The following is a 21,402-nucleotide window of genomic DNA, read 5'->3' on the forward strand; positions in this document are numbered from 1 at the left end:
TCGTGCCAGGCTGTCGGCCTGTCAGGACCACTCAGATGGGTGCTACGCCGTAGCGTGCGGGCGCAAAACACATCCACAGTGAGTCAAGTATTGGTCGCCCACGATCTGCGTTTGCAGCCCAGTGAGCTCTGAGGGGATCGCCTTCGGCGGGAGACTTATTCCGTTCCAGCAGCGCGTTCACGCCCTGTACGGCAGAGCCCCTTGCGGGCAAGTAAAAAATCGCGATAATACCTTATGAATCAAGCACTTACAACACATGCAGCGACGGCCGCTGTATTGATTTAATACTACCGGCGGCACAACAGTTCGGCATCGTCCAAGGCGCCAATGAGCGAACGAACAACACAAAAATCGCCCCCAACGAGTAACGCTGCCGCCAGCAAATCCAGCGGGGCGCCAGTGAATTCTCGCTCACGGTCGCGGGATGCGCCAAGGGGTGACCTCCGCGCTGTCCACTCCGCACTTGACCCGTCAACCCTGCTTGGAAGTGAATGCCTCTCACGTTCCGAGAGCGCCTCCAGAACTAGACAGGATTTGCGCACCGACATAGGCCCGGATGGCGTGCTGCTTTGGGTACCGCACGCGCAGAGATGGTGTAACTGGGACCTCGACCCCCGACTGCGCTGGCTGGTGGAGGGACACCCAGATATGGCAGCGTGGCAGTCCTGGGGGTACCGTTGGTTGTCCGTTTTTTATGATCGGGCTTACCGTCAGTCAGTTAAGGCGAAACGAGGTCGGGCTCTGGTAAGCGCAGGCCTCAGGACAAGCTCTGCGGTCGAATCTCTCAGGGAATTTTTCCTGCATTACTTGGGCCAGAAAACCAAGCAGAAGTGGAAAGACCCAGCTTGGCGACAGGACCCCAAAGCGTTGCTCGCTCCGCGTCAGAGCCTAGACACCAATGTGGAGCTGCGCGACGACTTTTGGCGCGTTTGCTGCCAACCGCTACTCCGCGAGAAGAAGCGAAGCAAATTTGGCGATCAACTTCAGTCCGTAAAGGCCGCCACGCTCAGTAAAAACATCGCCGAATTCTTGCGTTTCGTGGCTGATGGTCTCAACAGGGACTCCGATGGGACGACGACCTACAGCAATCCGTTTTGGGTGAAGAGCTCCTTCGGTACCCCTGTTGTCGACGCCGACGGCAAGAAGATCGTCAAAGTTCAGAAGAGTGGTGACAGAACATTCTCCTGGATGGAGCAGAAGTGCCCGCAGCTGCTTGAGTGGCGCCATCTTGCAATTGAGTTTGCTGGGCAGATTCCCAGGAGTCTGTCCGCCCACTTGGCGGGTCTCGGGATGTTCTTCGAAACCTACCTCGGTCAGGCAGGACAGCCCGGCACACCGATGCAAGACCTCGATCCGGATGTCGTCCGCGTACCCGCGAAGTACCTTATGCGGGCAAACCGCCTACCTGATACGTTCAAAGAAGTTGGCAAGTCAGAATCGGCGATTAACGCAGTGGTGGCTTTTCTAGACTGGGTTCTTTTACATCACTTCAGCGTTGAGGATGATGATGGCGATCCGGTAGTTTCAGCCGAGTACAAAAATCCACTCAGTTTGCTTGATTGGTGCGGCAAGAGCACTGCGCGCAGGACAGTGCGCGAAGCCATGCCCTATCTGTGGGTGGAACGGCTTCGGATGATCCTTGCCCAAGGTGAAGATTTCAGCCATTGGAAATGGGCACAGCAGGCTCAAGAACATTCACATGGCGGTGGTGCCGACTGGTTCGAAGTACCAGAAAGTCTTATCGACAAACAAGATCCGGACTGCGTGTGGCGCAAGCGAACCACTGGCAAGAAGGGAGACGGAAACTACCGCGCGTTCTTCGAAATCTGGTCACCAGTGCGATGGGTAGCACTCCTCGCAAAATTAACTACCGCGCTTCGGAACTTCCAGGTGCGAGTGTTAGATAGCGGCGAGAGCGACGAATGGCGCTTCTGCCTCAACAAATGGGCGGCCAACTCCTCGCCATGGGTTCTCAATGACATTGAACGGCGCAACCCTCAACTTGCAAATCATCTGCACCGCGCCGCCCGAGTTACGCCAGGAAAAGGTCACACAAAAGCCGATGTTAAGGGGTGGAGAAACGGAGTATTGCGGCGCGTAGTCGAGCACCAGCGTGGCGGGTTGGCAGATGGCACGATGCTTTACGCGAACACCAACAAGTCAGCCGACGGAGGCAAGGAAGGCGCGGCGAAGGGCTTCGAACTCCCACTACCTATGGAACCTTGTCCGGTCATTGTCGGACGGGACGGCAAGCTTGCCAGACCTCACTTCGACGATAAAAAGGCGGAGTACCTTTGGCTACTGAGCTTGTCGAGGAATATTCACTTTTGGCTCGCCAAGCTGCGGGATTGGCAGGAAAAATACAACTGCATCGAGCGTCGTTTGAAGTGGAAGGAACTCGATGGGTCCGGGCTGCTGGTCGCAAAATCCGACGAGCAGTATGCAGCTTACTTGGATGCATGTTTTCTCTTCCGTGAACCATCGATGCGGACTGCAAACGAGCGCAAGCCTTCTTGGCCCTTGAGCCAAGGAGTGCTCGAAGGTGCATGGTGGGCCATTTGCAAAGAATTGCAAGATCGGTTTGTCGCTGAGGGAAAAACGCAGAACGGTGAATTCATACGGCTTGTGATTGACGACATGCGCGGCGTCAACACTTGCGTGTATGACCTACATGCGATTCGCGTGAGTCTGGTCACCTCATGGATCGTCGAGGGTGAAATCGATCCTGACGTGGTGATGCTCCTGACTGGACACTCGCGATTGGTGATGCTGCTTTACTACAACGCGCGAACGATGCGATCGGCGCAAGACGCAATTTCCCAAGGACAGCAACGCATTGATGAGAAGAAGGCGCAGCGGGAGTTGGACCACATCAGGAACGCGTCGATCGACCAGATCCTGAAGGACACGGCATACAACGATGCCGAGAGCATCATTCAGGCACTTGGCGGCTTCGAGTTATCGCCGTCGATCAGGCGCCTTGCGGGATGGATGCGCATGCCCGAAGGTTTTTGTCCGGTCGGTGGAAATACTCTCCGCATCGTTGACAGCGCCTTGATCGCCGGGTGTTTCAACGGAGGCTCTAGCCGCGACTCCAAGGGGAAACATGGTCCCGTCGAAGGCGGTGATCACAACTGCTCGAACTGCCGGTGGTTCATAACAACCCCTGCGTTTATTGAGGCTCTTCAAGCCAAGTTCAACGTGACAGCCTTCCAAATGAAGCTGGCGCTGGACAAGGCTCGTGATCAGGAGAAGCTGTTGCACGAGTTGCAGGGTGAGCTCTACGAAATTGGGAAGCGGCATACGGATGACGCCATGCAGGCAGGCATGCTGACACGTATCGAAGAAGCACAAAAATTGGCCGAGCGCCATGGCGCGGAATACACACTCCTTGCAACCACGCTGTTAAACGTCAAGCGACAGATCGACCGCGTCTTGCAGGTGCAACGCAATCGCGACCACTCTGAAGGCAGCGAGGCCCTGGTGCTCTCAGGAGGAACTGCGGAACTGGAGATCATTCTGAAGCAAACCGATTCGGAACTGCTTCAGCTCCACTTAGCTGAGGCAAGCTACGCCGTCTTTCCGGAATTCGACCCCGGAGAGGCGATCTGGCGCAGGTCGCAGATCTTGGATGCGAGCCTGGCCAAAGAAGGCCTTCCGCCGATCTTCCTTTCCCTCTCCAAAGAGGATCAAGTGAATGCCGGAAATGAGTTTTTGCATCGCATCGGACGCACGCTCAAGCCGGACGCACCAGGCGAAGGGGTCCTGCAGGGAATTAGGGCAATCGAGTCCGGCGACGAGCTTGGCCATCTACTCGGCCTGACCAAGGTTGGAATGGCGAAGCTGTTGAAGGATTCGAAAACAGCTGTGAGTGCCAAAGTGATACGTTTGGTGCTCGCTCGGTCCAGCGATAGTGGCCCAAGGCTCCTTGAACGTTCGGAAGAGGTAAATGAGTAGTCCTGACACGGGGAGTACGCCGACCATCGAGCCTGAGCAATTGTTCACAACGCTACTGGCCACAGCGAAGCACCCGAGAAAAAGGAGGAACCTTGAGGCACTTCAAGATGTATGCCGAAAGCGGTTCGACGTAAAGGGACAACACTGGACATACACCAGCATCGGCAAGGTATTAGAGACCGATGGGCTTTTGACTGTCCAGTCATTGCTACAGAAGCAATCCAACGACTACCGCGCACTCATTGATGCGTGGCGTATGAAGGCTGAAGCCTCTCTCGCTCGAGCCCCTGGTAGTTCCATGTCGACCAACAAACAGTGGTTCGACAATATCGATGATTTGTGGGCTAGGCAGACGGCAGCAGCCCTCGAGCGAGAGGTGATTGAACTTAGGAAGAAGAACGCCTTGTTGGAAAAATGGAAAGGGACTGTGACGATCAGAATTGACGGTAGCGCACTGCCGGAATCTGCTGACACAGCAAAGCCACCTACTGGGCTATTGAGTGTCCAGGAGAAGCGTGCTCTTTCAATGTCCATCTCGCCGATGGCCTTGTCAAAGATGCAATTGTCACTCGGCCCCCAGGGTGAACTCCTCAATGAGGACGGCGTTGCGTACTTCGCCCCTGGCTGGGCGTCGGGGCTGCGAAAACTGCTGCAGGCCCTTGATGCATAGAGCCCAAAGCCCATCGGCGATGTTGGCAAGTGCGAGTTGATTCGGTGAGCTACGGCTTGGAATCACGAAGTAGGCCGACTGATCAGTGCGAAGGTCGCAAGGCCTGCCAATGCAGGAGCCCAGGTGACTGATTGCCGGAACGTCAGGCGACTGGCGTTGATCGACGCATTCCGTTCATGCGGGTCATCGTGAATCGAACGAAGTGTGTGCCACGCATGAACATGACGGAAACCAGGTCAGAACTGCTCGGCGAACTGCGTCGACTGCTTCAGGAAAGCGGCCGCGCAGACAATCATATTGACCTCAGTGCTTGGCTTGATGTCTGGCTTGAGGAGCCTTCGTCGAACCTTGGCGGCGCTACGCCAGCACAGGCACTGCTCACACCCTCAGGCCTCGCCAAAGTAAAAACGCTGCTCGAACGAATGCGCGGAGGGTTGCCAGGCTGAGTCTGGAGAGCGCTACCGCCGACGTCGCGTAAACCAATTCGGTCGGCATTATCTGACTGGCAATAGGTGTAGGGATGCGCGGCCCTGCGGGCTCTATCGCCACATCCGAGACCTACTACGCACAGAATTTCAAAGTTGCCCAAAACTCGGGCACCGCCATCTTGGCCAGTCGAATTGCCTAGCAGCAGCCAAAGCGGTTACGCCTGTCACGCAACCCACTGATTGTACGCACGTTACGGCATATATGCCGTGGTCAGTTGCAGCCATTAGCGCCAATCTGCGCGCCGTGGCAAACCTCCCGACGAACAAGGCTCTTCCGACACGGCGTTCGACATCGTTCGATCCTGACGTCGCGCTCGCGTTCGGCGAAGTGTTCCAGTCAATGCGCGTGGAGCGCGGGCATGCGCAAGATGCGTTTGCCCTTGTCGCCGGCGTTGATCGGTCTTACTACGGAAAGCTTGAGCGCGGGGAGCGCCAACCCTCGGTCGGGTTGCTGCTGCGGATATCCAAGGCGTTTGGCGTTAGCGGCGCAGAGGTCATGGCAGCTGCTGAGCAGTTGATGGCGAAGAGGGCCCGTCAGAAGGTTCGCCGACGTTAGCCCTAGCAGTTGAATTCGCATTTGGCGAACGTTTCAGGATGGCGCCAATCCTCACGTTCGGCGCCGGGCAGGTTTTGAGGCGCTGATCGAGCTCAGTTGCGAATGCAAGGAAGTCGCACTCCAGCGCCGCCAGCCACGCCCACAACTCGACCACATCTAAGCGTCGCGCTCCACGCTCGACACGGCTAACGACCGCCTGCCCGCGGCCAAGCCGGTCAGCTAAATCAGTCTGCCGGAGGCGCTTCCCCTTTCGGCGTTCACGGAGGAGTTGCAGAAACAGATTGTTCTGTCGACTGTGAATGGACTTGAGCATGTGGGACCCTCTATTCCACCGTAGCGCAAGCAATCCGATATGCAAACAATGCATGTGAAGCCCCCCAATTTGGCGGCCCATCTGAAGAATGTGGAGACAGTCTTGCGCATGCTGGTGAAAAATGCAGACGGCATATATGCCGTCTGCATTTTGCGTCGGGCGGTCCGACACCCATAGATCAACGCTTTGCTAGTTTCCCGATCTAAGCGCTACGCACCACACTTCACAGATGTTGTTCCTCACAGAATCCACGCCTTACATGTCAGTTCGATCGGCCGAGGGTAAGCCTCCACAGGCAGCCTGGCGGGAGTTCAACCTAGCCGCTCAACTACCTTGGTTCATAGCCACCTTTGACGTCCAATCAAAAGCTGGTTTCAGGCGTGACACGCTGTGCTTTTCAAGAGCTGTGGACCTAGCGGCATGCGTTCGGTCCCGGCCATCGTGCGTACTGGCTGACCTGATCTGCATGCTGCCGCCTTGGCGCACGGGTTCCCGACGCTGGATAGCGCGCTCAGCGAAGGAGTTGTGGCGCGGGAGCGCGGATGGGAAAGACGTCTTTGTCTTCCAGGACCTCTACGGCGCCGACTTTTTTGTCGACTATCTGGAGGGTCAAGAGCCGCAGATCAAGCATTCCAAATTCCTCGCCTCAACCACGGAGTGAAGCTTGAGAATGAAGGCTGAACTTAGACAAAGAGGAATGCTCGGGAGCTTGTACGCGCTTGATGTGAGATCTGCTTGCAATGGTTTTCCTTGACACCGAATTCACCGACCTCAGATCTCCCGCATTGCTGAGCTTCTCGATGGTCTCGCTTAGTGGATCTGAGATCTACGCAGAACTCGACCTAGTTGGAGACTCGATCGGCCAGCAAAGGCTTCAAGTCTCCAGCGACTTCGTCCGCGCCACCGTAATTCCGCAATTCGATCGAATGCCAAATTCAAAGTGCCAGGCTGGGGATTTGGGCATTCGAGCTGGAACGTGGCTGATGACCCGAGCCGCAGATGCCGGCAAGCGGATCATCGTGGCATACGACTATGACGATGACTTCGCTCTATTGCGAGACGCAATGATGGCGGCAAGCGTCTGGGATCGAGTTCAAACCCTACTGCTGCCTACAAACATCGACAACATCACCGGCCGTATCGAAGGCGGGCTAGCCGCTGAGGCAAGTTGGCTTGAGTCTTCTTTATATCGTGGACTCGAGCGCCACCATGCGCTTGCCGATGCGCTGGCACTGCGCGCGGCGTGGCTAGCTGTTTGCGGCCATTGAAGTCATTTTCAGCGCTGACATCCAGGTTGAGATGCGCCAAGGCGCCAACTGAAAGCCTGAACCGGCTGTCGGCTCCGCAGCGAAACCGGGTATTCGGTGCGGGACGCTGTGTGTTGCCGACCGGCCATTTGCAGCCGGTGGTGGCCCCCAAATTCAATGCAGAAAGCGGACCGTCGCAGGCAAGACGAGGCAGATCACAATCTCGCCCATGGATTTCATAAAGACGTTCGGATTGTTTGCATTGACAGCGCTGGCCGAAATCGTCGGCTGCTACTTTCCGTACCTTTGGCTAAAGCAGGGCAGATCCGTCTGGCTTTTACTGCCGGCAGCCGTCAGCCTTGCGCTGTTCGCCTGGTTGCTTTCCTTGCATCCAACAGCGGCGGGGCGGGTCTATGCTGCCTATGGTGGCGTTTACATCGCCGCTGCCATGCTTTGGCTTTGGTTGGTCGACAAGGTTACGCCGACGACTACCGACTGGGTCGGTGTCGCCGTATGCCTTCTTGGAATGACCATCATCATGTTCGGCTCCCGGACCGAGCTTTGACGCACTGCCCTTAGATGGCGCGCTGGTTCACACGGGCGGACAGTTCTTCGGCGCTTTCCTTGCGCTCGCTGTATCGGTCGGCCAGGTAGGGACTCAGGTCGCGCGTGAGCAACGTGAACCTGAACAGTTCCTTCATCACTTCGGCGACGCGGCCGTAGAACGCGTCGCCGCGCCCTTGAATCGACCGGTCTCGTCGGCCTCCTGCTACTCCTGGCGCCCGAGCGCTTACTTTCGAGTGAACGCATCCACGCGCTTGGAGGAGCCGCCGCAACTTCCTGCGGGGCGTCTATGCCCGGGAACGTCGATTGCTGCTCACGGCGAGTCCATTCTTCCGCACTCAGGAGTCACCATGAACACCCCGTCTGCCCATCCTAAGCAACGCCAGCCGCAGCCGAGTAGCAAGTCGCACGCGAGCGAAAGCAAAACATTTGACAAGTCAGTGTCGTCTACCGCATCTCCCGTGGACGACGGGCCGGACTGCAACCCGACGGTTCGGCCAGACCGGCATGCTCACAGCATCGAGTCGTCGGACGCCGACGGCGGGGAACGCTCAAGCGAAACCGAAATGCCGCGTGAGTGATTCTGGTTTTGCGCCGATGGCGTCAGGACTGCACAGGCGCATCTGACCACGAGCTCGCGGGTGGCCGATCGGGGCACGATGACAAAAGTGTCATCTGCTTGTTGGCGATGTGTCGAGGGCGGATTCATACAGTGCTCCTGGGGCGATCAAAGGGCCTGCGCAGTCTCGCGGGACGCGCCCCGCAACAGGAGAATTCCATGAACACTCGCAACGTCAAGACAGTCATCCTCGCCGCCGTACTCGTGCTCACCGGGCATGCCGCCATCGCCGCCAACGGCACCACGTTGAGCAACGGGAACTCGGTCTACGGCGTGCCGACCACGCCCACTGCGAGCGGCAAGGTTGTCGATCTGAGCAAGGCGCCGAAGTCGCTGAACGTCAACTGTGGCGATGTGATCAGCTTCCGAGATGGCGACAAAACCTTCACCTGGAAGTTTGATGTCATCGGACACCAGTCCGTCAACTTGGCCGCTATTGCGCCCGCGGGCTTCAGTACGCAGTCATTGAAGATCCACGTCAGTCGCAACGAAGGTGAAGGCAGCTGATCTGCCATCGGCGCGTTCCTTTTGCCGTCAGCCGGGAGGCGTCACTTTGCAGACAGTTCGATGCCGATGCGAGTGACGCCGTCCTTGGATTCTGCAAAGGGCTCACCCCCATGCATCTGTGCAATCGCCGCAACGATCGACAAGCCGAGGCCATGATTCATGTCGCTATGTGCGCGTGCCGGATCACCTCGATAGAAGCGGTCGAACAGGCGCGGCAAATGGTCTCGGCCGATCTCGGGGCCCTGGTTCACGACAGCGAGCCGAGCGGCGCCGGAAGGCGATTCATCGATCTGGATCAGGACGGCGCTGCCGGGCTTGGCGTAGCGCGTGGCATTGCCAAGCAGGTTCGACAGGGCGCGACGCAGCAGGCCCGCATCGAACATGCCCGAGGCATCGCCGATCACTTCTGCGCGCAGCGATGCCTCCTGCATCGCAGGTTCGTGAAACTCAACAACGTCGCTCGCAAGCGAAGCCAGGCTGGGCACCGCGGTGCGCCGGGCGCTGGAGCCGCGATCGGCATGGGACAGGAACAGCATGTCCTTGACGATGCCGGCAATCCGGTGCAAGTCCTCCAGATTGGATGCAAGCACCTCGCGCAGCTCTTCCACCGAGCGTGACTTGCGCAAGGCCACCTCGCAGCTGCTGATCAGCGTTGCCAGCGGCGTATTGAGTTCATGCGCCACATCGGCGTTGAACCCTTCCATGCGGTGATACGCATGGTCCAGTCGCTCCAGCAAAGCATTGAACTGCTCGATCAGCGGTTGCAACTCCCTGGGCTGCTCTGAACCGTCCAATCGCTTGTCCAACTGGCTGGCGGTCAGGTGACGCGTCTGCTCCACCAGGTGCCGCAGCGGCGCCAGGCCAATGCGAACCAGCCAGAAGCAACCGATCGAGACGGCCGCCGTGCCAATGACGGCCGCCGCGATCAGCGTCATGGCCAACTGTCGCAGCAATACTTCGTCTGCGCGCGTGCCCAGCGTCAATTCCGCCTGGGCAGCGCCGCGCGCGCCCACCGGCGCAATCACTTCGAAGGTCCGCTTCTTGAAAGGTGGCTGCATGGGTTGCGCAGATGACGAGGCGTAGAGGGACTGCCCGTCGGGTTCCAGCAAGCGCAAGGCGAGTTCCTCATGACCGGCGAGGAAGTCGTTGAGCTGATGCTGCAGGCCAGGATCGCCAAGAGGGACGCGCCCTTCCTGCAACAGATGCTTCACCATCGCGCTCTTCTGATCGAGCGTGTCGTCTTGCCGGTTGTTGAGCGTGGCTGCCGTGACGACATAGACAGCCACACAGACCAAGCCCAAGCCGATGAAGGTCTGAAGTGCCAACCAGCGGGACAGGCGCTGACGCAGCGCGATCGCAGACCGTTGGACCGTCATTCCCGCGCTTCCAAGACGTAGCCCATGCCTCGCACGGTATGCAGCAGCGTGCGATCGAACGGCGTGTCCAGCTTGTTGCGCAGCCGCCGCACGGCGACCTCCACCACATTGGTTTCGCTGTCGAAGTGCATGTCCCACACTTGTTCAGCCAGTTCGGTCCGGGACAGGACTTCACCGTGACGCCGCAGCAGCAAGCTGAGCAGGTTGAACTCCTTCACGGTGAGGTCCAGGCGCTGACCCGCGCGGGTGGCCTTGCGCCGCACCAGGTCGACGTCAAGGTCGGCGAGGTGGAGCAGGGTCGGCTCGGCATCACTGCGCGAGGGATGGCTTCGACGCAGCAGCACCTGGATGCGCGCCACCAGTTCAGAAAACGCAAAGGGCTTGACGAGGTAGTCATCCGCCCCCGTCTGCAGGCCTCTGACCCTGTCTTCCACCTGGCCACGGGCAGTGAGCATGAGCACCGGCGTCTGCTTGCTTTGGCGCAGTGCAGTCAGCACGGCCAAGCCGTCGATGCCGGGCAGCATGCCGTCCAGGATGAGCAGGTCGTAATCGCCCGTGGATGCCAGATGGAGACCATCGATCCCGTTGTGCGCGAGATCCACGACATAGCCTTCCTCGCTCAAGCCCTTGCGCAGGTATTCAGCGAGCTTGATCTCGTCTTCGATGACTAACAGCTTCATGCCGGTATTGTTACGGTTGGCCTGGCGCCCGGGCATGACGAATTTGTCATCGCGGCGCCGGCGCGTCGGATGCGCGTGCGTGAATCTTCAAGCGTTGGCCGCTTCAGGATCTTCGCTTGCGAGGTTTCTTGCTTCGCGTCCGGTCGCGCTCGCGGTTCTGCGCGCGGCGGATTTCCCGGATCTTGCGATCGCGAAAGTGGAGGTAGATCAGAAAGGCAATGCACACGACCAAGCCGATCGCCGCAGCCGTGACCATGAAGGTCACCATGCTGGGATGCTTGTCGCGCCAATGGGTCAGGTCAAGAGGCATGGGGTCCGGGGAGCTTCAGGAGGACACCGTGGGTCTCAGATCGAGGTCCGCGATCACGCGGCTGTCCAGCGCCCGGCGGGCGAGTTGCTCGGGTTCGACAGTTCGCCATCCATAGCGCGCGTGCCAGGACCAGAAGCCGCTGCTGCGCTGCAGTTCAACGAAGCGAACGTCGCCGGCCTGCCCCTGGAGGTCCAGTGCCGACTCTTCGCCGCGCCAGGTCATCACGATCCGGTGCGCGCCGGGTGCGAGCCTCAATCTCGCCATCGAAAACGGCGGGACCGTCAGTCCGCGACGCCCGTCGATCGTCATGGGCACGGCGCCGCCCGTATCACCGATGCTTCTGCGCACCAAGTACACGGTGAGTGCGTCGGCGATGGGGCCGAGTTCCCGGATGTTCTGTTCGGTCTCGGTGGAGGGTGCCAGCGCATCGCTGCAGATCAGGCGGCGCGGACGGCGTAGTGCAAAGCACGCCTGGCCGCTGGCATTGAGCCTGCGCGGCGGCGCGCTGGCGCATCCGGCCAGCAGGCCTGACAGGCCCAGCACGCCCAGCGCTCCCAAGCCGCCGCCTGCTTTAAGCAGCCATTTCCGTCGTTGCCACATATCGTCCTCCTAGCTGACCAGCGGCACCGCCGGCTGGTAGGTGTGTGAGGCATCCGCCTCGTCGCAGGGTGTTGATTCGAGCTGCAAGGTGACGTGATGGATCCCGAAATCCCGCGACAGGAGCGCCCGTAGCGAGACCAGCAGCTTGTCGGCGTCGACCGTTGTGCGGTCATAGACGATGTGGCTGGTCAGGGAGTGCTTACCGCTGGTCAAGGACCAGATGTGCAGGTCGTGCAGATCGGTGACGCCGACGCATGCCCGCAAGGTCTGCTCGATCTTGGCCAGCTCAATGCCCTCTGGCACGCCTTCGAGCAGGATGTTCAGCGTGTCCTTCAACAGGATCCAGGTGCGCGGCAATACCCACAGGCCGATACCGACGGCAACCACCGTGTCGACCCATGCCCAGCCGGTGTAGCGGATCAGAATGGCGGCAGCGATGACGCCCAGAGATCCCAGCATGTCGCTCCAAACCTCCAGGTAGGCGCCTTTGAGGTTCAGGCTTTCGTCCTTGCCGCCGCTGAGCAGCCACATGCTGATCAAGTTGATCAGCAAGCCCAACACGGCCACGACCAGCATGCCGGTGGGCTGGACCTCGGCCGGACTGTTGAATCGCTGCCAAGCCTCGTAGAGGATGTAGAGCGCGACCGCGAACAGCAGCAGCGCATTGAACGCCGCAGCCAGGATCTCGAAGCGGTAGTAGCCATAGGTGCGCCGGCTGTCGGCGGCGCGGCGCCCAAAGCGCACCGCCGCCAACGAGACAGCCAGCGCGGCGGCGTCCGTGAACATGTGCGCTGCGTCAGCGAGCAAGGCCAGGCTGTTGAGCAGCACGCCGGCAATCACTTCGGCGACCAGAAAGGTCGAAGTCAAGGCGAGCGCAATCCACAGGGTGGTCTCGTTCTTGTTCGCAGGTACGGCGTGAGAGTGCTTGTCGCTCATCGTTTTACATTTCTCGTGTCAAAGGGGCTGGTGCCGGGCGAATCGAAGGCCTCTCACTGGATCGAGACGGCGCTGGCGATGTCCGCCACGTAGATCCAGCCTGAGTTCGGCTGACCTGTACGGCCGGCACGGCGGATCGCGTCGACGAGGTCATTGACTTGTTCGTCCTGGCAGTGCAGCTCCAGTTTGTATTCGTTGACAACCGGCTCGCCGAGGTCCAGCGAGTAGTGCCGTTCGTTGTCATCCAGCGGCACCAGGGAGCCCTTGACCATGTAGACCGTCAGGTTGTGATCGCCGCTGTCGGCGCCGGTCCATGCCTGCGTGCTCTTGAGCGCGCTGATGACGTCGGAAATCCGGTTGCGATGTATGTATGCCTTGATTTCCTTCATGACGGGGCTCCTTCAGTGGGGGGCGTGACGGTCGCTTCTGGCACAGCGAGTCGCGCTTTTCTTTCGGCGCGCAGCTCCGACCATTCGTAAATCAGGGGCAGCAACAGCAGCGTCAGCGCGGTGGAGGTGAACAGGCCGCCAACCACGACTGTCGCCAGTGGGCGCTGGGTCTCGGCGCCGACACCGGTGGACAAGAGCATTGGGATCAATCCCAGAATCGCAACAGACGCTGTCATGAGCACCGGTCGCAGCCGCAGCGCGGCCCCCTGGCGCACAGCGTCTCGAACAGCCAGGCCGCGTCGACGCAGATCGTTCAGGAAGCTCACCATCACGATGCCGTTGAGCATTGCCACACCGAACACGGCAATGAAGCCGATCGCGGAGGGCACGGAGAGGTACTGCCCGCTGATGAAGAGGCCGATGATGCCGCCGATGATGGCGAAGGGGACGTTGGCGATGATCAGTGCTGCATGCCGCACCGAGTTGAACGCGGTGTAGAGCAGCATGAAGATCAGCCCGATGGTCAGCGGCACGATCACCGCCAGACGCGCCATGGCACGCTGCTGGTTCTCGAACGCACCGCCCCACTCGATCCAATAGCCGGCCGGTATCTTGACCTGCGCCTGGATCTTGTCGTTGGCCTCCTTGACGAAGCTGTCGACGTCACGTCCCTTGACATCCAGTTGCAGTACCGAATACCGCTGAAGCGCCTCGCGCCGCACGAAGGAATAGCCCTCGTCGAGCGAGATCGAAGCCACCTGCGAAAACGGCACAAGAGCCCCTTCGCCTGTGCGCAGCGGGATCGCGCCGATGGCCGCAGGATCAACACGGAAGCCATCGGCCAGTCGCACGGCAATGTCGAAGCGCCGCGTGCCGTCGATCAAGGTCGATACCGTCTGCCCGCCGATGCCGGCCTGCACGACCTCCAGGATCTCGTCGGCGTTGATGCCGTAACGGGACGCAGCCTCGCGGTTGACCTTGATCACCAATTGCGGCTTGCCCTTGTTGGCCTCCGCAGACAGGTCGGCGGCGCCAGGGACCTGGTCCAGAACACCCTTGATTTGTGAACTCAGGCGATCCAGTGTCTCCAGGTCCTCGCCGTAGAGCTTGAGCGCCAGGGTGGCGCGCACGCCGGAAATCAGCTCCTCAACTCGCGACTGGATCGGCTGGGTGGCACCGAAGACGGCGGTAGGCACGACCTTCTCCATCGCTTCCTGCATCTCGGCGGCAAGCTTGGGGTAGCTGATCTTTTCCGGCCACTCCGACTGCGGCTTGGTGTCGAGGTTGATCTCCATGTAGTTCACGTCGGTGGTCTCACCCCCTTCGGCGCGGCCGATGGTCGCGAGCACCGAACGGACCTGCGGAAACTTCCTGTGCAGTTCGTCGCTGACCACGTTGGAGACGCGAATCGATTCGTCCAACGAGGTCGAAGGGATGCCGGTGACGCGGAACTGGATCGTGCCTTCCTGCAAGGTGGGCATGAATTCCTTGCCGAGGAAGGGGAACAGGGCGAGCGATCCGATCAGGAGCAGCACCGCGGCACTGATCACCAGCTTCTTGCGCTCCAGCGCCCAGTCCAGCAGGGGCAGATAGCCCTTCTTGCACCAGCGCACGAGGAAGGTATCGCGCTCCTCCTTGGGTTTCAGGATCAGGGCAGCGAGCACCGGCACCAAGGTGATCGACAGCAGCAGCGAGCCGATCATCGCGAAGGTGATCGTGTAGGCCATCGGCTTGAAGAGCTTGCCCTCCAGGCCGGTCAACGAGAACAGCGGCATGAAGACCACGATGATGATCAGGATCGCGAAGGTGATCGGGTTCACCACCTCGCGCGCGGCCTCAAGGATCAGGTGCGTCTTGTGGATCGGTTTGCCAGATTCGCGCGCATGCGCCAGAAGCCGAAAGGCGTTCTCCACCATCACGACCGCGCCGTCCACCATCATCCCCGTGCCGATGGCCAGGCCTGCCAGCGACATCAGATTGGCCGAGACGCCGAACTGCTGCATCAGGATGAAGGCGATCAGCATCGCCATCGGCAGCGTGACGATGACGACGATGGCGGAGCGGAACTCGCCAAGAAACAGGAACAGGATGATGGCCACCAGCACTGCGCCTTCGACCAGCGAGCTTTCTGCGGTCTTGAGCGCCTTGTCGACCAGCTCGGTGCGGTCATAGATCGGGTTGAGCGTTACGCCCTTGGGCAAGGCGGCCTGCGCCGTGACCATCTTGGCTTTGACCGAATCGACGACGCTCTTGGCGTTCTCGTTCACACGGGACAGCGCAATGCCGAGCACGGCCTCCTTGCCATCGCGCGTCACCGCCCCGAAGCGGGGCGCTGCAGCTTCCTTCACCTCGGCCACGTCCCGCACGAAGATCGGTGATCCGTTGCGCTCGGCGACGACGATGGAGGCGATGTCGGAAGTGTTGCTGACCAAGCCGAGCCCGCGCACCAGGTACTGCTCGGAACCCAAGGTGATCGACTGGCCGCCCACCTGCTTGTTGTTGGCCGTCAGCCGGTCCATCACAGTCTTGAAGGACAGACCGTACTTGATCAGCTTGCGCGGGTCGATCTGCACCTGGAACTGTTTCTCGTCGCCACCCCAAGACATGACGTCGTCCACGCCGGCGGAGGTACGAAGAATCAGACGCACGGTCCAGTCATGCAGCGTGCGCAGATCCATCGCGTTGAGCTTCTGGTCGGCCGACTCGATCGTGTACCAGAACACCTGACCGAGGCCGGAGCTGTTGGGCCCCAGCACCGGGTCGCCATAGCCCTGCGGCAGCCGGCCCTTGGCTTCCTGCAGCTTTTCGCCGACGAGGCGACGTGCGAAGTAGATGTCGACATCGTCGCGGAAGTAGATGCCGACGTAAGACAGACCAAACAGTGAGACGGAGCGCACTTCCTCCACGCCGGGCAGCCCGGCCATCGCACCCTCGATGGGCGTGGTCAACAGTTTCTCGACGTCCTCGGCGGCCAGGCCAGGCGATTCGGTGTAGACGTTGACCTGGATTGGGGTCACATCCGGGAAGGCATCCACGGGGACCTGGCGGAAGGCCTGAACACCCAGACCGATCAGGACCAGGAAGGCGACCAGCACCAGAACTTTGTAGCGTAAGGACGCATCGACGATGGCATTGAGCATGATGGGATCCTTGACTCAATGTTCGTCGCCGATTTGCGACTTCAGCATCCTGGCCTTGAGCGCATAGCTGCCCGCTGCCACGACTTGCTCGCCAGCTGTCAGGCCGGACTTCACGATGGTGCGGCCGGCAAGCTTGTCGCCCGGCAAGATTGCGCGGGGCTCATAGCCGCCGTGCTCAAAGACAAAAACCGTTGGCTGGCCTTGCAGCAGGACGATGGCCGCATCCGGCACACTCATCGCTTCCTGCGCCTGACCTGCAGCCCCGCTCTTACCTGTCGCACCCGGCGCACTGGCGATCGTGGCGCTGGCGAACATTTCCGGCTTCAGCCGGCCATCCTTGTTCTCGACCTCGATGCGTGCCTGGACGGTGCGCGAGTCCTTGTCCAGCAGGCTGGCCACATAGGTCACGCGCCCGGCGAAGGTTTCGCCGGGATAGGCATCCAGCGTCACGGTGGCGTTGGCGCCGACGCGAACCTTGGACAGCATGGTCTCGCCGAGATTGGCTTCGATCCAGACCTTGGAGAGGTCAGCCACCACCAGGATCGGCTCGCTGGGGCTGGCCAGACTGCCCACGGTGACCTTCTTCTCGATCACCGTTCCCGCAAATGGCGCGACGATAGGAAAGGTCGAGACGACGCGCTGGTTCACCTGCTTCGGCGACACGCCGAGCAGTTGCAGGCGGTCCTCGGCCGCCCGCAGCGAGGCTTGCGCCTTCTCGTGCTCCGACCTGGCACGCAGGAACTCCTTCTGCGGAATGATCTCCTCGGCATTGAGCGCCGTCGCACGCTTGAAGTCGGCCTCGGCGACACGGTCAGCGGACTGCGCCTGGATGAGCGTTGCGGAGGCCTCGCCCACGGCCAAGCTGTCCAACACCGCCAGGGTCTGGCCGGCCTTGACGTTGTCGCCCAGATTGGCATGCAAGGTCGCGATGCGGCCCTCGACGCGCGGGGCGATGCGCGCCATCCTGTCCTGGTTCGCCCGGATCGTCGCTGTCACGGTGACGGTGTCGGCGATGGCCTGGGGCGTGATCTGCTCCAGCTTGATGCCCGACCTCGCAACCTCCTCGGGTGCCAACTTGATCCCGCCGCCTTCCTCATGGCCTCCCGCGCCCGAGGCTGCCTTGGCAACTGCCGGCGCTTGCGCGGCCGGCTTTTCGCCTCCGCTGCAGCCGGCGAGCGTCCATAGCAGCACAGCGAGTGCGGAAGCACGCAGAAGCCGTTTAGTAGGAGGCAGTGTGCGCATTGCTGTCATGGTTGGTTTCCTTGCGTGGACTGCCAGCCGGCCGCCGTTTCGAGCGCGAGGCGGGTCGTTTGGAGATCGGTCAGCGCCTCGATGAGGTCGCGACGGGCGTCCAGCGCCTGCCTGTTGAACACGATCAGTTCCAACAGGCCAATTTCGCCGGCACGTTGGGACTTGAGCGAGAGCTGCTGGTTGTCCGCCAAGGCCGGAAGCACGACATCGCGCAGGCGTGCCACCCGCCGCTTCAGGCTGTCGAGCTTGGACCAGAGGGTGCGCACCTGGGCTTGCACGTCGCGGATCGCTGCAGCGCGCTCGACTTCGGCTTGGGTCAGCTCCGTCGTCGCCTGCCCAATCGCGGCGGCATTGCGCTTGAACAGGGGCAGCGGCAGCGAGACGGTCACGGTGGTCAGGCGCTCGCGGCCTGTCGACGGACCCTCGCGCCCGACATTTACGCCGAGCGTGACGTCCGGGTAGCGGCTGGATTGTTCGAGCTTCAGCCGTGCGCGGGCACTGTCTTCACGGGCCGCAGTGGCGATCAAACGCGGCTGGTCAAGCACCCGCGCAAGCAGCATGTCCAAACCATAGGGCGAGGCGTCCGCCATGGCCGTGAGATCGCCGGCGACAGCGGCAACGCGCTCCGGCGGCAGCTGGATATTCTCGGCGAGCTCGCCGCGCGCTTCCATCAGCTGCTCGTCGACCTGTGCCAGCTGGTTCCGCGCTCTTTCGGCCTCGACCGCCGTCACGTTGGCATCGAGCTTGGTGTCCTCGCCGGCGGCACGGCGCTTTTGCACGGCGGCAGCCGTGCTGTCAAAGAGCTGCACCGCCTGCGCTTCCAGTTGGAGGCGCTGCTGCAGCGCAAGCACTCGGTAGAACTGCTGTGCAACCTCGGCGCGCACCTGTCGGCGCATGGCTTCGATTTCGGCCTGCAGCGCACTGAGCGACGCAGCCGTTGCGCTGCGTCGGTAGCCCGGCTGACCGGCGATCTCCAGCGTCTGCGACAGGGCGGCGCTCCATTCCTTGCGGCGTTCATCGGGCAAGGCGGTTTGCGGCACTTCGCGGCGCGTCCCTTCCAGCGCGAGCTGGGGGTTGTTATAGAGCAGTGCGTTGGCCTCGGTGCGCGCACCCTGAGCAGCCGCAAGTTGTGCCTGGCGGGAGCGCAGTGCGGGATTGGCCTGTTCTGCCAGGCGCAGCGCTTCCTCCAGACTCAGCGGGGTCGCGGCGTGCGCTGGCTGGACAGGCTGGGCAGTGGCGCACCATGGCGTCATCGCCAGGGCGGCTGTCAATAGCAGCGTCTTCAATCGCATCGAATTCTCCGGGCTGTGAAAACAACGGGGACGAACTCGGCGAGTCTTTGGCGCCCGGCGGGCGCCAGGGGGGTTCAAGACATCGCCGCGTCAGGCAGCGATGTTTCGATCAGGTCGTTCCAGGCCGGAGGGAACGTAGGAATCGAACAGAAGCGCGGCGGCAGGCGCCAGCGTTGTGCCGAAGGGCTCAGCATGGAGCAACAGGCTCGGGAGCAGGCTGGGCGCCGCGCAGGAGTGGCACACACTGCAGTCGTCGTCCAAGACCATCGGTGCGACCTTGGCCTTTACGACCGTACCGGCTTCACCTTGACCGCTTGCATGGTGCTGATGACTGTGATGACCAAAATGCCTGACCGCTGCGGTTCCCTCATGGCTGCAATAGGTCGCCGCCGCCGCCCAGCAGAACTGGAACGGCAGCACGATCAGCAGCACAAGGACGATGTAGCGGCGCATGCTAATCAGTTTAGTCATGCGGGGCCGGCCAAGGGAAGTGGGTAACCCGGCGCGACGGGCGCCGGAACCACGGAAAATGACAGTGAATAGCCCGCGACGGGCGGGTTTACTGGGCGTACAGACTTTCGTCGCTCCGAAGATTACAAATTTGTCATCTTTCAGTCGGAATCCTGTCAAGCGAGCCGTTCTACAGTGACGGAGTCGGTGCAAAACCTGCGCAGATAACCGTCATCTCACATACCTGCTATGCGCCGTTGGTTCGTCATCCTGCTCGCTGTACTTCTCTCAGTCCAATTCGGCTGGGCGGCGGCGGCGGCCTATTGCGCCCATGAAGCCAGCGACGCCGCGCCCAACCACTTCGGTCACCACGCCGGCACCCATGCGGACACGCCGTCGAAATCGGTCAAGTCAGAGAAGGTGCAGACCGGCCAGAAGTCGGTAACGGGAGATCAGACACGGCTTGCGGACCTTGACCATGGACATTGCCATCTGGCGCAGGTGGCGGTCGGCCATGACGCGGACTTGCGCGTCGAGATCAATAACGAGCGGGGCGCCCACCACGGCGGCGAACCGCTGCGCAGTTCCCATATTCCTGACAGTCTGGACCGCCCCGACTGGCTCCGCGCCTGAATCGGCGCGCTGTCCGGCTTCTCGCTCACCCGCTACTGCGGCGTTGATCTTGCGGAGTTGATGCCGCGCCGAACCCGTCCACCCGTTGTCCAAACAACCCCGGAGAGTTCGATGCGAAGCCCTTTCGCCTTTCATTTGGTACCGCTGACCATAGCGGTGCTTTGTTCCCCTCTTGCGCTCGCCCAGGCACAGTCCCCGGCGGCAGATGCCACCACTAGGCCGACATCCCCCCCCGCTGCTGTATCGGCGCAGACCCTGAACCTGGCTCAGGCGGTGCGTCTGGCTTTGACCCAAAACCCTGAGCTGGCGTCGGCGCGGCTGGAGTTGCAGGCCTTGGAGGGCGCCGAGATCCAGGCGGGTGCCCGGCCCAACCCCGAAGTCGGTGTGCTGGTGGAAGACACGCGCAGCGCAACTCGCACGACCACCGTGCAATGGAGCCAGGCGATCGAACTCGGCGGCAAGCGTTCCGCCCGACTGGCTGCGGCAGCGCGGACTCGCGAGCAGGCGGCCGTTGCGTTGCAGGCCAAGCAGGCAGAGCTGCGAGCCGCGGTTACCAGCGGCTTCTTCGAGGTGCTCGGCGCCCAGGAGCAAGTTCGACTGACCCAGGCTTCCCTGGACCTGGCACGCAACGCAGCCACCATTGCCGGCAAACGCGTACAGGCTGGCAAGGTGCCGCCCTTGGAGCAAAGCCGAGCCCAGGTTGCCGAGGCAGGCGTTCGTGCCGAACTGGCCCAGGCGCAGAGCGATCTGCTGCTCTCTCGCCAGCGCCTGGCCGCCTTCTGGGGCGCCGGGCCGATCGCCTTCGAGCGCGCAGATGGCCACGATGCCAGCCTGCCCGAACTGCTCAGCGACCGGCGCGTCGGCGAATTGATGGCGAATGCACCGGCGATCCGTCTCGCGCAGCTCGACATCGCGCGGCGTCAAGCGCTCAGCGACACCGAACGGGCGCGACGGGTGCCCGACCTGACCGTGACCCTGGGCGCCAAGCGCGCCGCCGAACTGGGTCGCACGCAGGCGGTGGTGGGCTTCTCGATGCCGCTGCCCCTGCTCAACACCAACCAGGGCAATCTCCTGGAAGCGCTGCGCCGGGAAGACCAGGCGCGCGAGGTGCTCAATGCCACATCGGTGCGCGTCCAGACCGAAGTGTCCCAGGCCATCGAACGCCTGCGCCTAACGCGCGAGCAGGTGCAACTACTGCGCTCGGACGTCTTGCCACTCGCCCAGGCGACCTACGACGCGGCCGTCAAGGGCTACGAGCTGGGCAAGTTCGCCTTCATCGATGTACTGGATGCCCAACGGACCTTGTTCCAGTTGCGCCAGCAAGTGCTGCGCAGCACCGCAGATGCCTACCGCGCCGCCGCTGAACTTGATCGATTGCTGGGCCGCGACGAAGCGCAGGCCGGCGCTTCCACAAACTGATTCAG

At 61.3% G+C, this 21,402-nt stretch carries 20 protein-coding genes and 1 pseudogene; 9 read left to right on the forward strand and 12 right to left on the reverse strand.

Going from position 1 to position 21,402, the window contains the following annotated elements; genetic code table 11:
• The first annotated feature begins 807 nt into the window (after positions 1 to 807).
• From gmtZ to AABB87_RS23035, 4 genes are all read left to right on the forward strand, one after another.
• Positions 808 to 3,957: a gamma-mobile-trio integrase GmtZ gene (gene gmtZ / locus AABB87_RS04000; RefSeq protein ID WP_341969971.1), complete on the forward strand. Its 3,150-nt coding sequence runs from the start codon at positions 808 to 810 to the stop codon at positions 3,955 to 3,957.
• Positions 3,950 to 4,627, forward strand: a complete 678-nt coding sequence (gene gmtX / locus AABB87_RS04005; protein ID WP_341969974.1) for a gamma-mobile-trio protein GmtX — start codon at positions 3,950 to 3,952, stop codon at positions 4,625 to 4,627. Before gmtZ ends, gmtX begins: the two co-directional genes overlap by 8 nt.
• 215 nt (positions 4,628 to 4,842) lie before the next feature.
• A complete protein-coding gene (locus tag AABB87_RS04010) occupies positions 4,843 to 5,073 on the forward strand; it encodes an MbcA/ParS/Xre antitoxin family protein (protein WP_341969975.1) in 231 nt (76 codons plus the stop codon).
• 244 nt (positions 5,074 to 5,317) lie between these two features.
• Positions 5,318 to 5,671, forward strand: a complete 354-nt coding sequence (locus AABB87_RS23035; protein ID WP_445944831.1) for a helix-turn-helix domain-containing protein — start codon at positions 5,318 to 5,320, stop codon at positions 5,669 to 5,671.
• Here AABB87_RS23035 and AABB87_RS04015 read toward each other — a convergent pair.
• Complete coding sequence (locus AABB87_RS04015) at positions 5,610 to 6,065, reverse strand: helix-turn-helix domain-containing protein (protein WP_341970273.1); 456 nt, start codon at positions 6,063 to 6,065, stop codon at positions 5,610 to 5,612. The genes AABB87_RS23035 and AABB87_RS04015 overlap by 62 nt on opposite strands.
• 659 nt (positions 6,066 to 6,724) lie before the next feature.
• On the opposite strand from AABB87_RS04015, the gene AABB87_RS04020 reads away from it, so the two are divergent.
• Together AABB87_RS04020 and AABB87_RS04025 are read left to right on the forward strand one after the other, a co-directional pair.
• Positions 6,725 to 7,252 carry a hypothetical protein gene (locus AABB87_RS04020; RefSeq protein WP_341969976.1) on the forward strand — a complete coding sequence of 176 codons (528 nt, stop codon included), beginning with the start codon at positions 6,725 to 6,727 and terminating at the stop codon, positions 7,250 to 7,252.
• 208 nt (positions 7,253 to 7,460) lie between these two features.
• Positions 7,461 to 7,796 carry a YnfA family protein gene (locus tag AABB87_RS04025; RefSeq protein ID WP_341969978.1) on the forward strand — a complete coding sequence of 112 codons (336 nt, stop codon included), beginning with the start codon at positions 7,461 to 7,463 and terminating at the stop codon, positions 7,794 to 7,796.
• A gap of 10 nt (positions 7,797 to 7,806) precedes the next feature.
• Here the strand turns inward: AABB87_RS04025 and AABB87_RS04030 are convergent.
• Positions 7,807 to 7,956, reverse strand: a pseudogene (locus AABB87_RS04030) (arsenical resistance protein ArsH); the annotation flags it as partial.
• Positions 7,957 to 8,573: 617 nt separating this feature from the next.
• Here AABB87_RS04030 and AABB87_RS04035 point away from each other — a divergent pair.
• On the forward strand, positions 8,574 to 8,921 hold the full coding sequence (locus tag AABB87_RS04035) for a CzcE family metal-binding protein (RefSeq protein WP_341969979.1): 348 nt from the start codon (positions 8,574 to 8,576) through the stop codon (positions 8,919 to 8,921).
• A gap of 41 nt (positions 8,922 to 8,962) precedes the next feature.
• Here AABB87_RS04035 and AABB87_RS04040 read toward each other — a convergent pair whose 3' ends face one another.
• The 10 genes from AABB87_RS04040 to AABB87_RS04085 all read right to left on the reverse strand — a co-directional run bounded on the left by AABB87_RS04040 (position 8,963) and on the right by AABB87_RS04085 (position 19,366).
• Positions 8,963 to 10,297, reverse strand: coding sequence for a heavy metal sensor histidine kinase (locus AABB87_RS04040; protein ID WP_341969980.1), 1,335 nt, complete (start codon positions 10,295 to 10,297; stop codon positions 8,963 to 8,965).
• The gene (locus AABB87_RS04045) at positions 10,294 to 10,977 is read right to left on the reverse strand and encodes a heavy metal response regulator transcription factor (RefSeq protein WP_341969982.1); all 684 of its coding nucleotides are present in this window, start codon (positions 10,975 to 10,977) and stop codon (positions 10,294 to 10,296) included. The genes AABB87_RS04040 and AABB87_RS04045 overlap by 4 nt, the downstream gene beginning before the upstream one ends.
• A 103-nt stretch (positions 10,978 to 11,080) precedes the next feature.
• Positions 11,081 to 11,287 (reverse strand): hypothetical protein, encoded by a 207-nt coding sequence (locus AABB87_RS04050; protein ID WP_341969983.1) that lies wholly within the window; start codon positions 11,285 to 11,287, stop codon positions 11,081 to 11,083.
• A gap of 15 nt (positions 11,288 to 11,302) precedes the next feature.
• Positions 11,303 to 11,887 carry a hypothetical protein gene (locus AABB87_RS04055; protein ID WP_341969984.1) on the reverse strand — a complete coding sequence of 195 codons (585 nt, stop codon included), beginning with the start codon at positions 11,885 to 11,887 and terminating at the stop codon, positions 11,303 to 11,305.
• A gap of 9 nt (positions 11,888 to 11,896) precedes the next feature.
• Complete coding sequence (locus AABB87_RS04060) at positions 11,897 to 12,823, reverse strand: cation diffusion facilitator family transporter (protein WP_341969985.1); 927 nt, start codon at positions 12,821 to 12,823, stop codon at positions 11,897 to 11,899.
• A 53-nt stretch (positions 12,824 to 12,876) separates the two neighbouring features.
• Entirely contained in the window at positions 12,877 to 13,212 is a 336-nt protein-coding gene (locus tag AABB87_RS04065; RefSeq protein WP_341969986.1) for a P-II family nitrogen regulator, read from the reverse strand.
• On the reverse strand, positions 13,209 to 16,352 hold the full coding sequence (locus AABB87_RS04070) for an efflux RND transporter permease subunit (RefSeq protein ID WP_341969987.1): 3,144 nt from the start codon (positions 16,350 to 16,352) through the stop codon (positions 13,209 to 13,211). The genes AABB87_RS04065 and AABB87_RS04070 overlap by 4 nt, the downstream gene beginning before the upstream one ends.
• 15 nt (positions 16,353 to 16,367) lie before the next feature.
• Positions 16,368 to 17,603, reverse strand: coding sequence for an efflux RND transporter periplasmic adaptor subunit (locus tag AABB87_RS04075; protein WP_341969988.1), 1,236 nt, complete (start codon positions 17,601 to 17,603; stop codon positions 16,368 to 16,370).
• Complete coding sequence (locus AABB87_RS04080; RefSeq protein ID WP_341969990.1) at positions 17,600 to 18,895, reverse strand: TolC family protein; 1,296 nt, start codon at positions 18,893 to 18,895, stop codon at positions 17,600 to 17,602. The genes AABB87_RS04075 and AABB87_RS04080 overlap by 4 nt, the downstream gene beginning before the upstream one ends.
• Positions 18,896 to 18,985: 90 nt before the next feature.
• Positions 18,986 to 19,366 (reverse strand): hypothetical protein, encoded by a 381-nt coding sequence (locus AABB87_RS04085; RefSeq protein WP_341969992.1) that lies wholly within the window; start codon positions 19,364 to 19,366, stop codon positions 18,986 to 18,988.
• 228 nt (positions 19,367 to 19,594) lie between these two features.
• On the opposite strand from AABB87_RS04085, the gene AABB87_RS04090 reads away from it, so the two are divergent.
• Both AABB87_RS04090 and AABB87_RS04095 read left to right on the forward strand, forming a co-directional pair.
• Positions 19,595 to 19,978, forward strand: coding sequence for a hypothetical protein (locus AABB87_RS04090; RefSeq protein WP_341969993.1), 384 nt, complete (start codon positions 19,595 to 19,597; stop codon positions 19,976 to 19,978).
• Between the two features lie 111 nt (positions 19,979 to 20,089).
• Complete coding sequence (locus AABB87_RS04095) at positions 20,090 to 21,397, forward strand: TolC family protein (RefSeq protein ID WP_341969994.1); 1,308 nt, start codon at positions 20,090 to 20,092, stop codon at positions 21,395 to 21,397.
• The last annotated feature ends 5 nt before the right edge of the window (positions 21,398 to 21,402 follow it).

Origin of the sequence: Roseateles sp. PN1, assembly GCF_038419725.1 — a bacterium.
Lineage (GTDB): Bacteria > Pseudomonadota > Gammaproteobacteria > Burkholderiales > Burkholderiaceae_C > Paucibacter_A.

What these genes read in the sequence shown, in the direction of transcription:
- gmtX (WP_341969974.1), top strand. Translation starts at nt 3,950, where the DNA reads ATGAGTAGTCCTGACACGGGGAGTACGCCGACCATCGAGCCTGAGCAA.
- AABB87_RS04010 (WP_341969975.1), top strand. Translation starts at nt 4,843, where the DNA reads ATGAACATGACGGAAACCAGGTCAGAACTGCTCGGCGAACTGCGTCGA.
- AABB87_RS23035 (WP_445944831.1), top strand. Translation starts at nt 5,318, where the DNA reads ATGCCGTGGTCAGTTGCAGCCATTAGCGCCAATCTGCGCGCCGTGGCA.
- AABB87_RS04015 (WP_341970273.1), bottom strand. Translation starts at nt 6,065, where the DNA reads ATGGGCCGCCAAATTGGGGGGCTTCACATGCATTGTTTGCATATCGGA.
- AABB87_RS04020 (WP_341969976.1), top strand. Translation starts at nt 6,725, where the DNA reads ATGGTTTTCCTTGACACCGAATTCACCGACCTCAGATCTCCCGCATTG.
- AABB87_RS04025 (WP_341969978.1), top strand. Translation starts at nt 7,461, where the DNA reads ATGGATTTCATAAAGACGTTCGGATTGTTTGCATTGACAGCGCTGGCC.
- AABB87_RS04035 (WP_341969979.1), top strand. Translation starts at nt 8,574, where the DNA reads ATGAACACTCGCAACGTCAAGACAGTCATCCTCGCCGCCGTACTCGTG.
- AABB87_RS04040 (WP_341969980.1), bottom strand. Translation starts at nt 10,297, where the DNA reads ATGACGGTCCAACGGTCTGCGATCGCGCTGCGTCAGCGCCTGTCCCGC.
- AABB87_RS04045 (WP_341969982.1), bottom strand. Translation starts at nt 10,977, where the DNA reads ATGAAGCTGTTAGTCATCGAAGACGAGATCAAGCTCGCTGAATACCTG.
- AABB87_RS04050 (WP_341969983.1), bottom strand. Translation starts at nt 11,287, where the DNA reads ATGCCTCTTGACCTGACCCATTGGCGCGACAAGCATCCCAGCATGGTG.
- AABB87_RS04055 (WP_341969984.1), bottom strand. Translation starts at nt 11,887, where the DNA reads ATGTGGCAACGACGGAAATGGCTGCTTAAAGCAGGCGGCGGCTTGGGA.
- AABB87_RS04060 (WP_341969985.1), bottom strand. Translation starts at nt 12,823, where the DNA reads ATGAGCGACAAGCACTCTCACGCCGTACCTGCGAACAAGAACGAGACC.
- AABB87_RS04065 (WP_341969986.1), bottom strand. Translation starts at nt 13,212, where the DNA reads ATGAAGGAAATCAAGGCATACATACATCGCAACCGGATTTCCGACGTC.
- AABB87_RS04070 (WP_341969987.1), bottom strand. Translation starts at nt 16,352, where the DNA reads ATGCTCAATGCCATCGTCGATGCGTCCTTACGCTACAAAGTTCTGGTG.
- AABB87_RS04075 (WP_341969988.1), bottom strand. Translation starts at nt 17,603, where the DNA reads ATGACAGCAATGCGCACACTGCCTCCTACTAAACGGCTTCTGCGTGCT.
- AABB87_RS04080 (WP_341969990.1), bottom strand. Translation starts at nt 18,895, where the DNA reads ATGCGATTGAAGACGCTGCTATTGACAGCCGCCCTGGCGATGACGCCA.
- AABB87_RS04085 (WP_341969992.1), bottom strand. Translation starts at nt 19,366, where the DNA reads ATGACTAAACTGATTAGCATGCGCCGCTACATCGTCCTTGTGCTGCTG.
- AABB87_RS04090 (WP_341969993.1), top strand. Translation starts at nt 19,595, where the DNA reads ATGCGCCGTTGGTTCGTCATCCTGCTCGCTGTACTTCTCTCAGTCCAA.
- AABB87_RS04095 (WP_341969994.1), top strand. Translation starts at nt 20,090, where the DNA reads ATGCGAAGCCCTTTCGCCTTTCATTTGGTACCGCTGACCATAGCGGTG.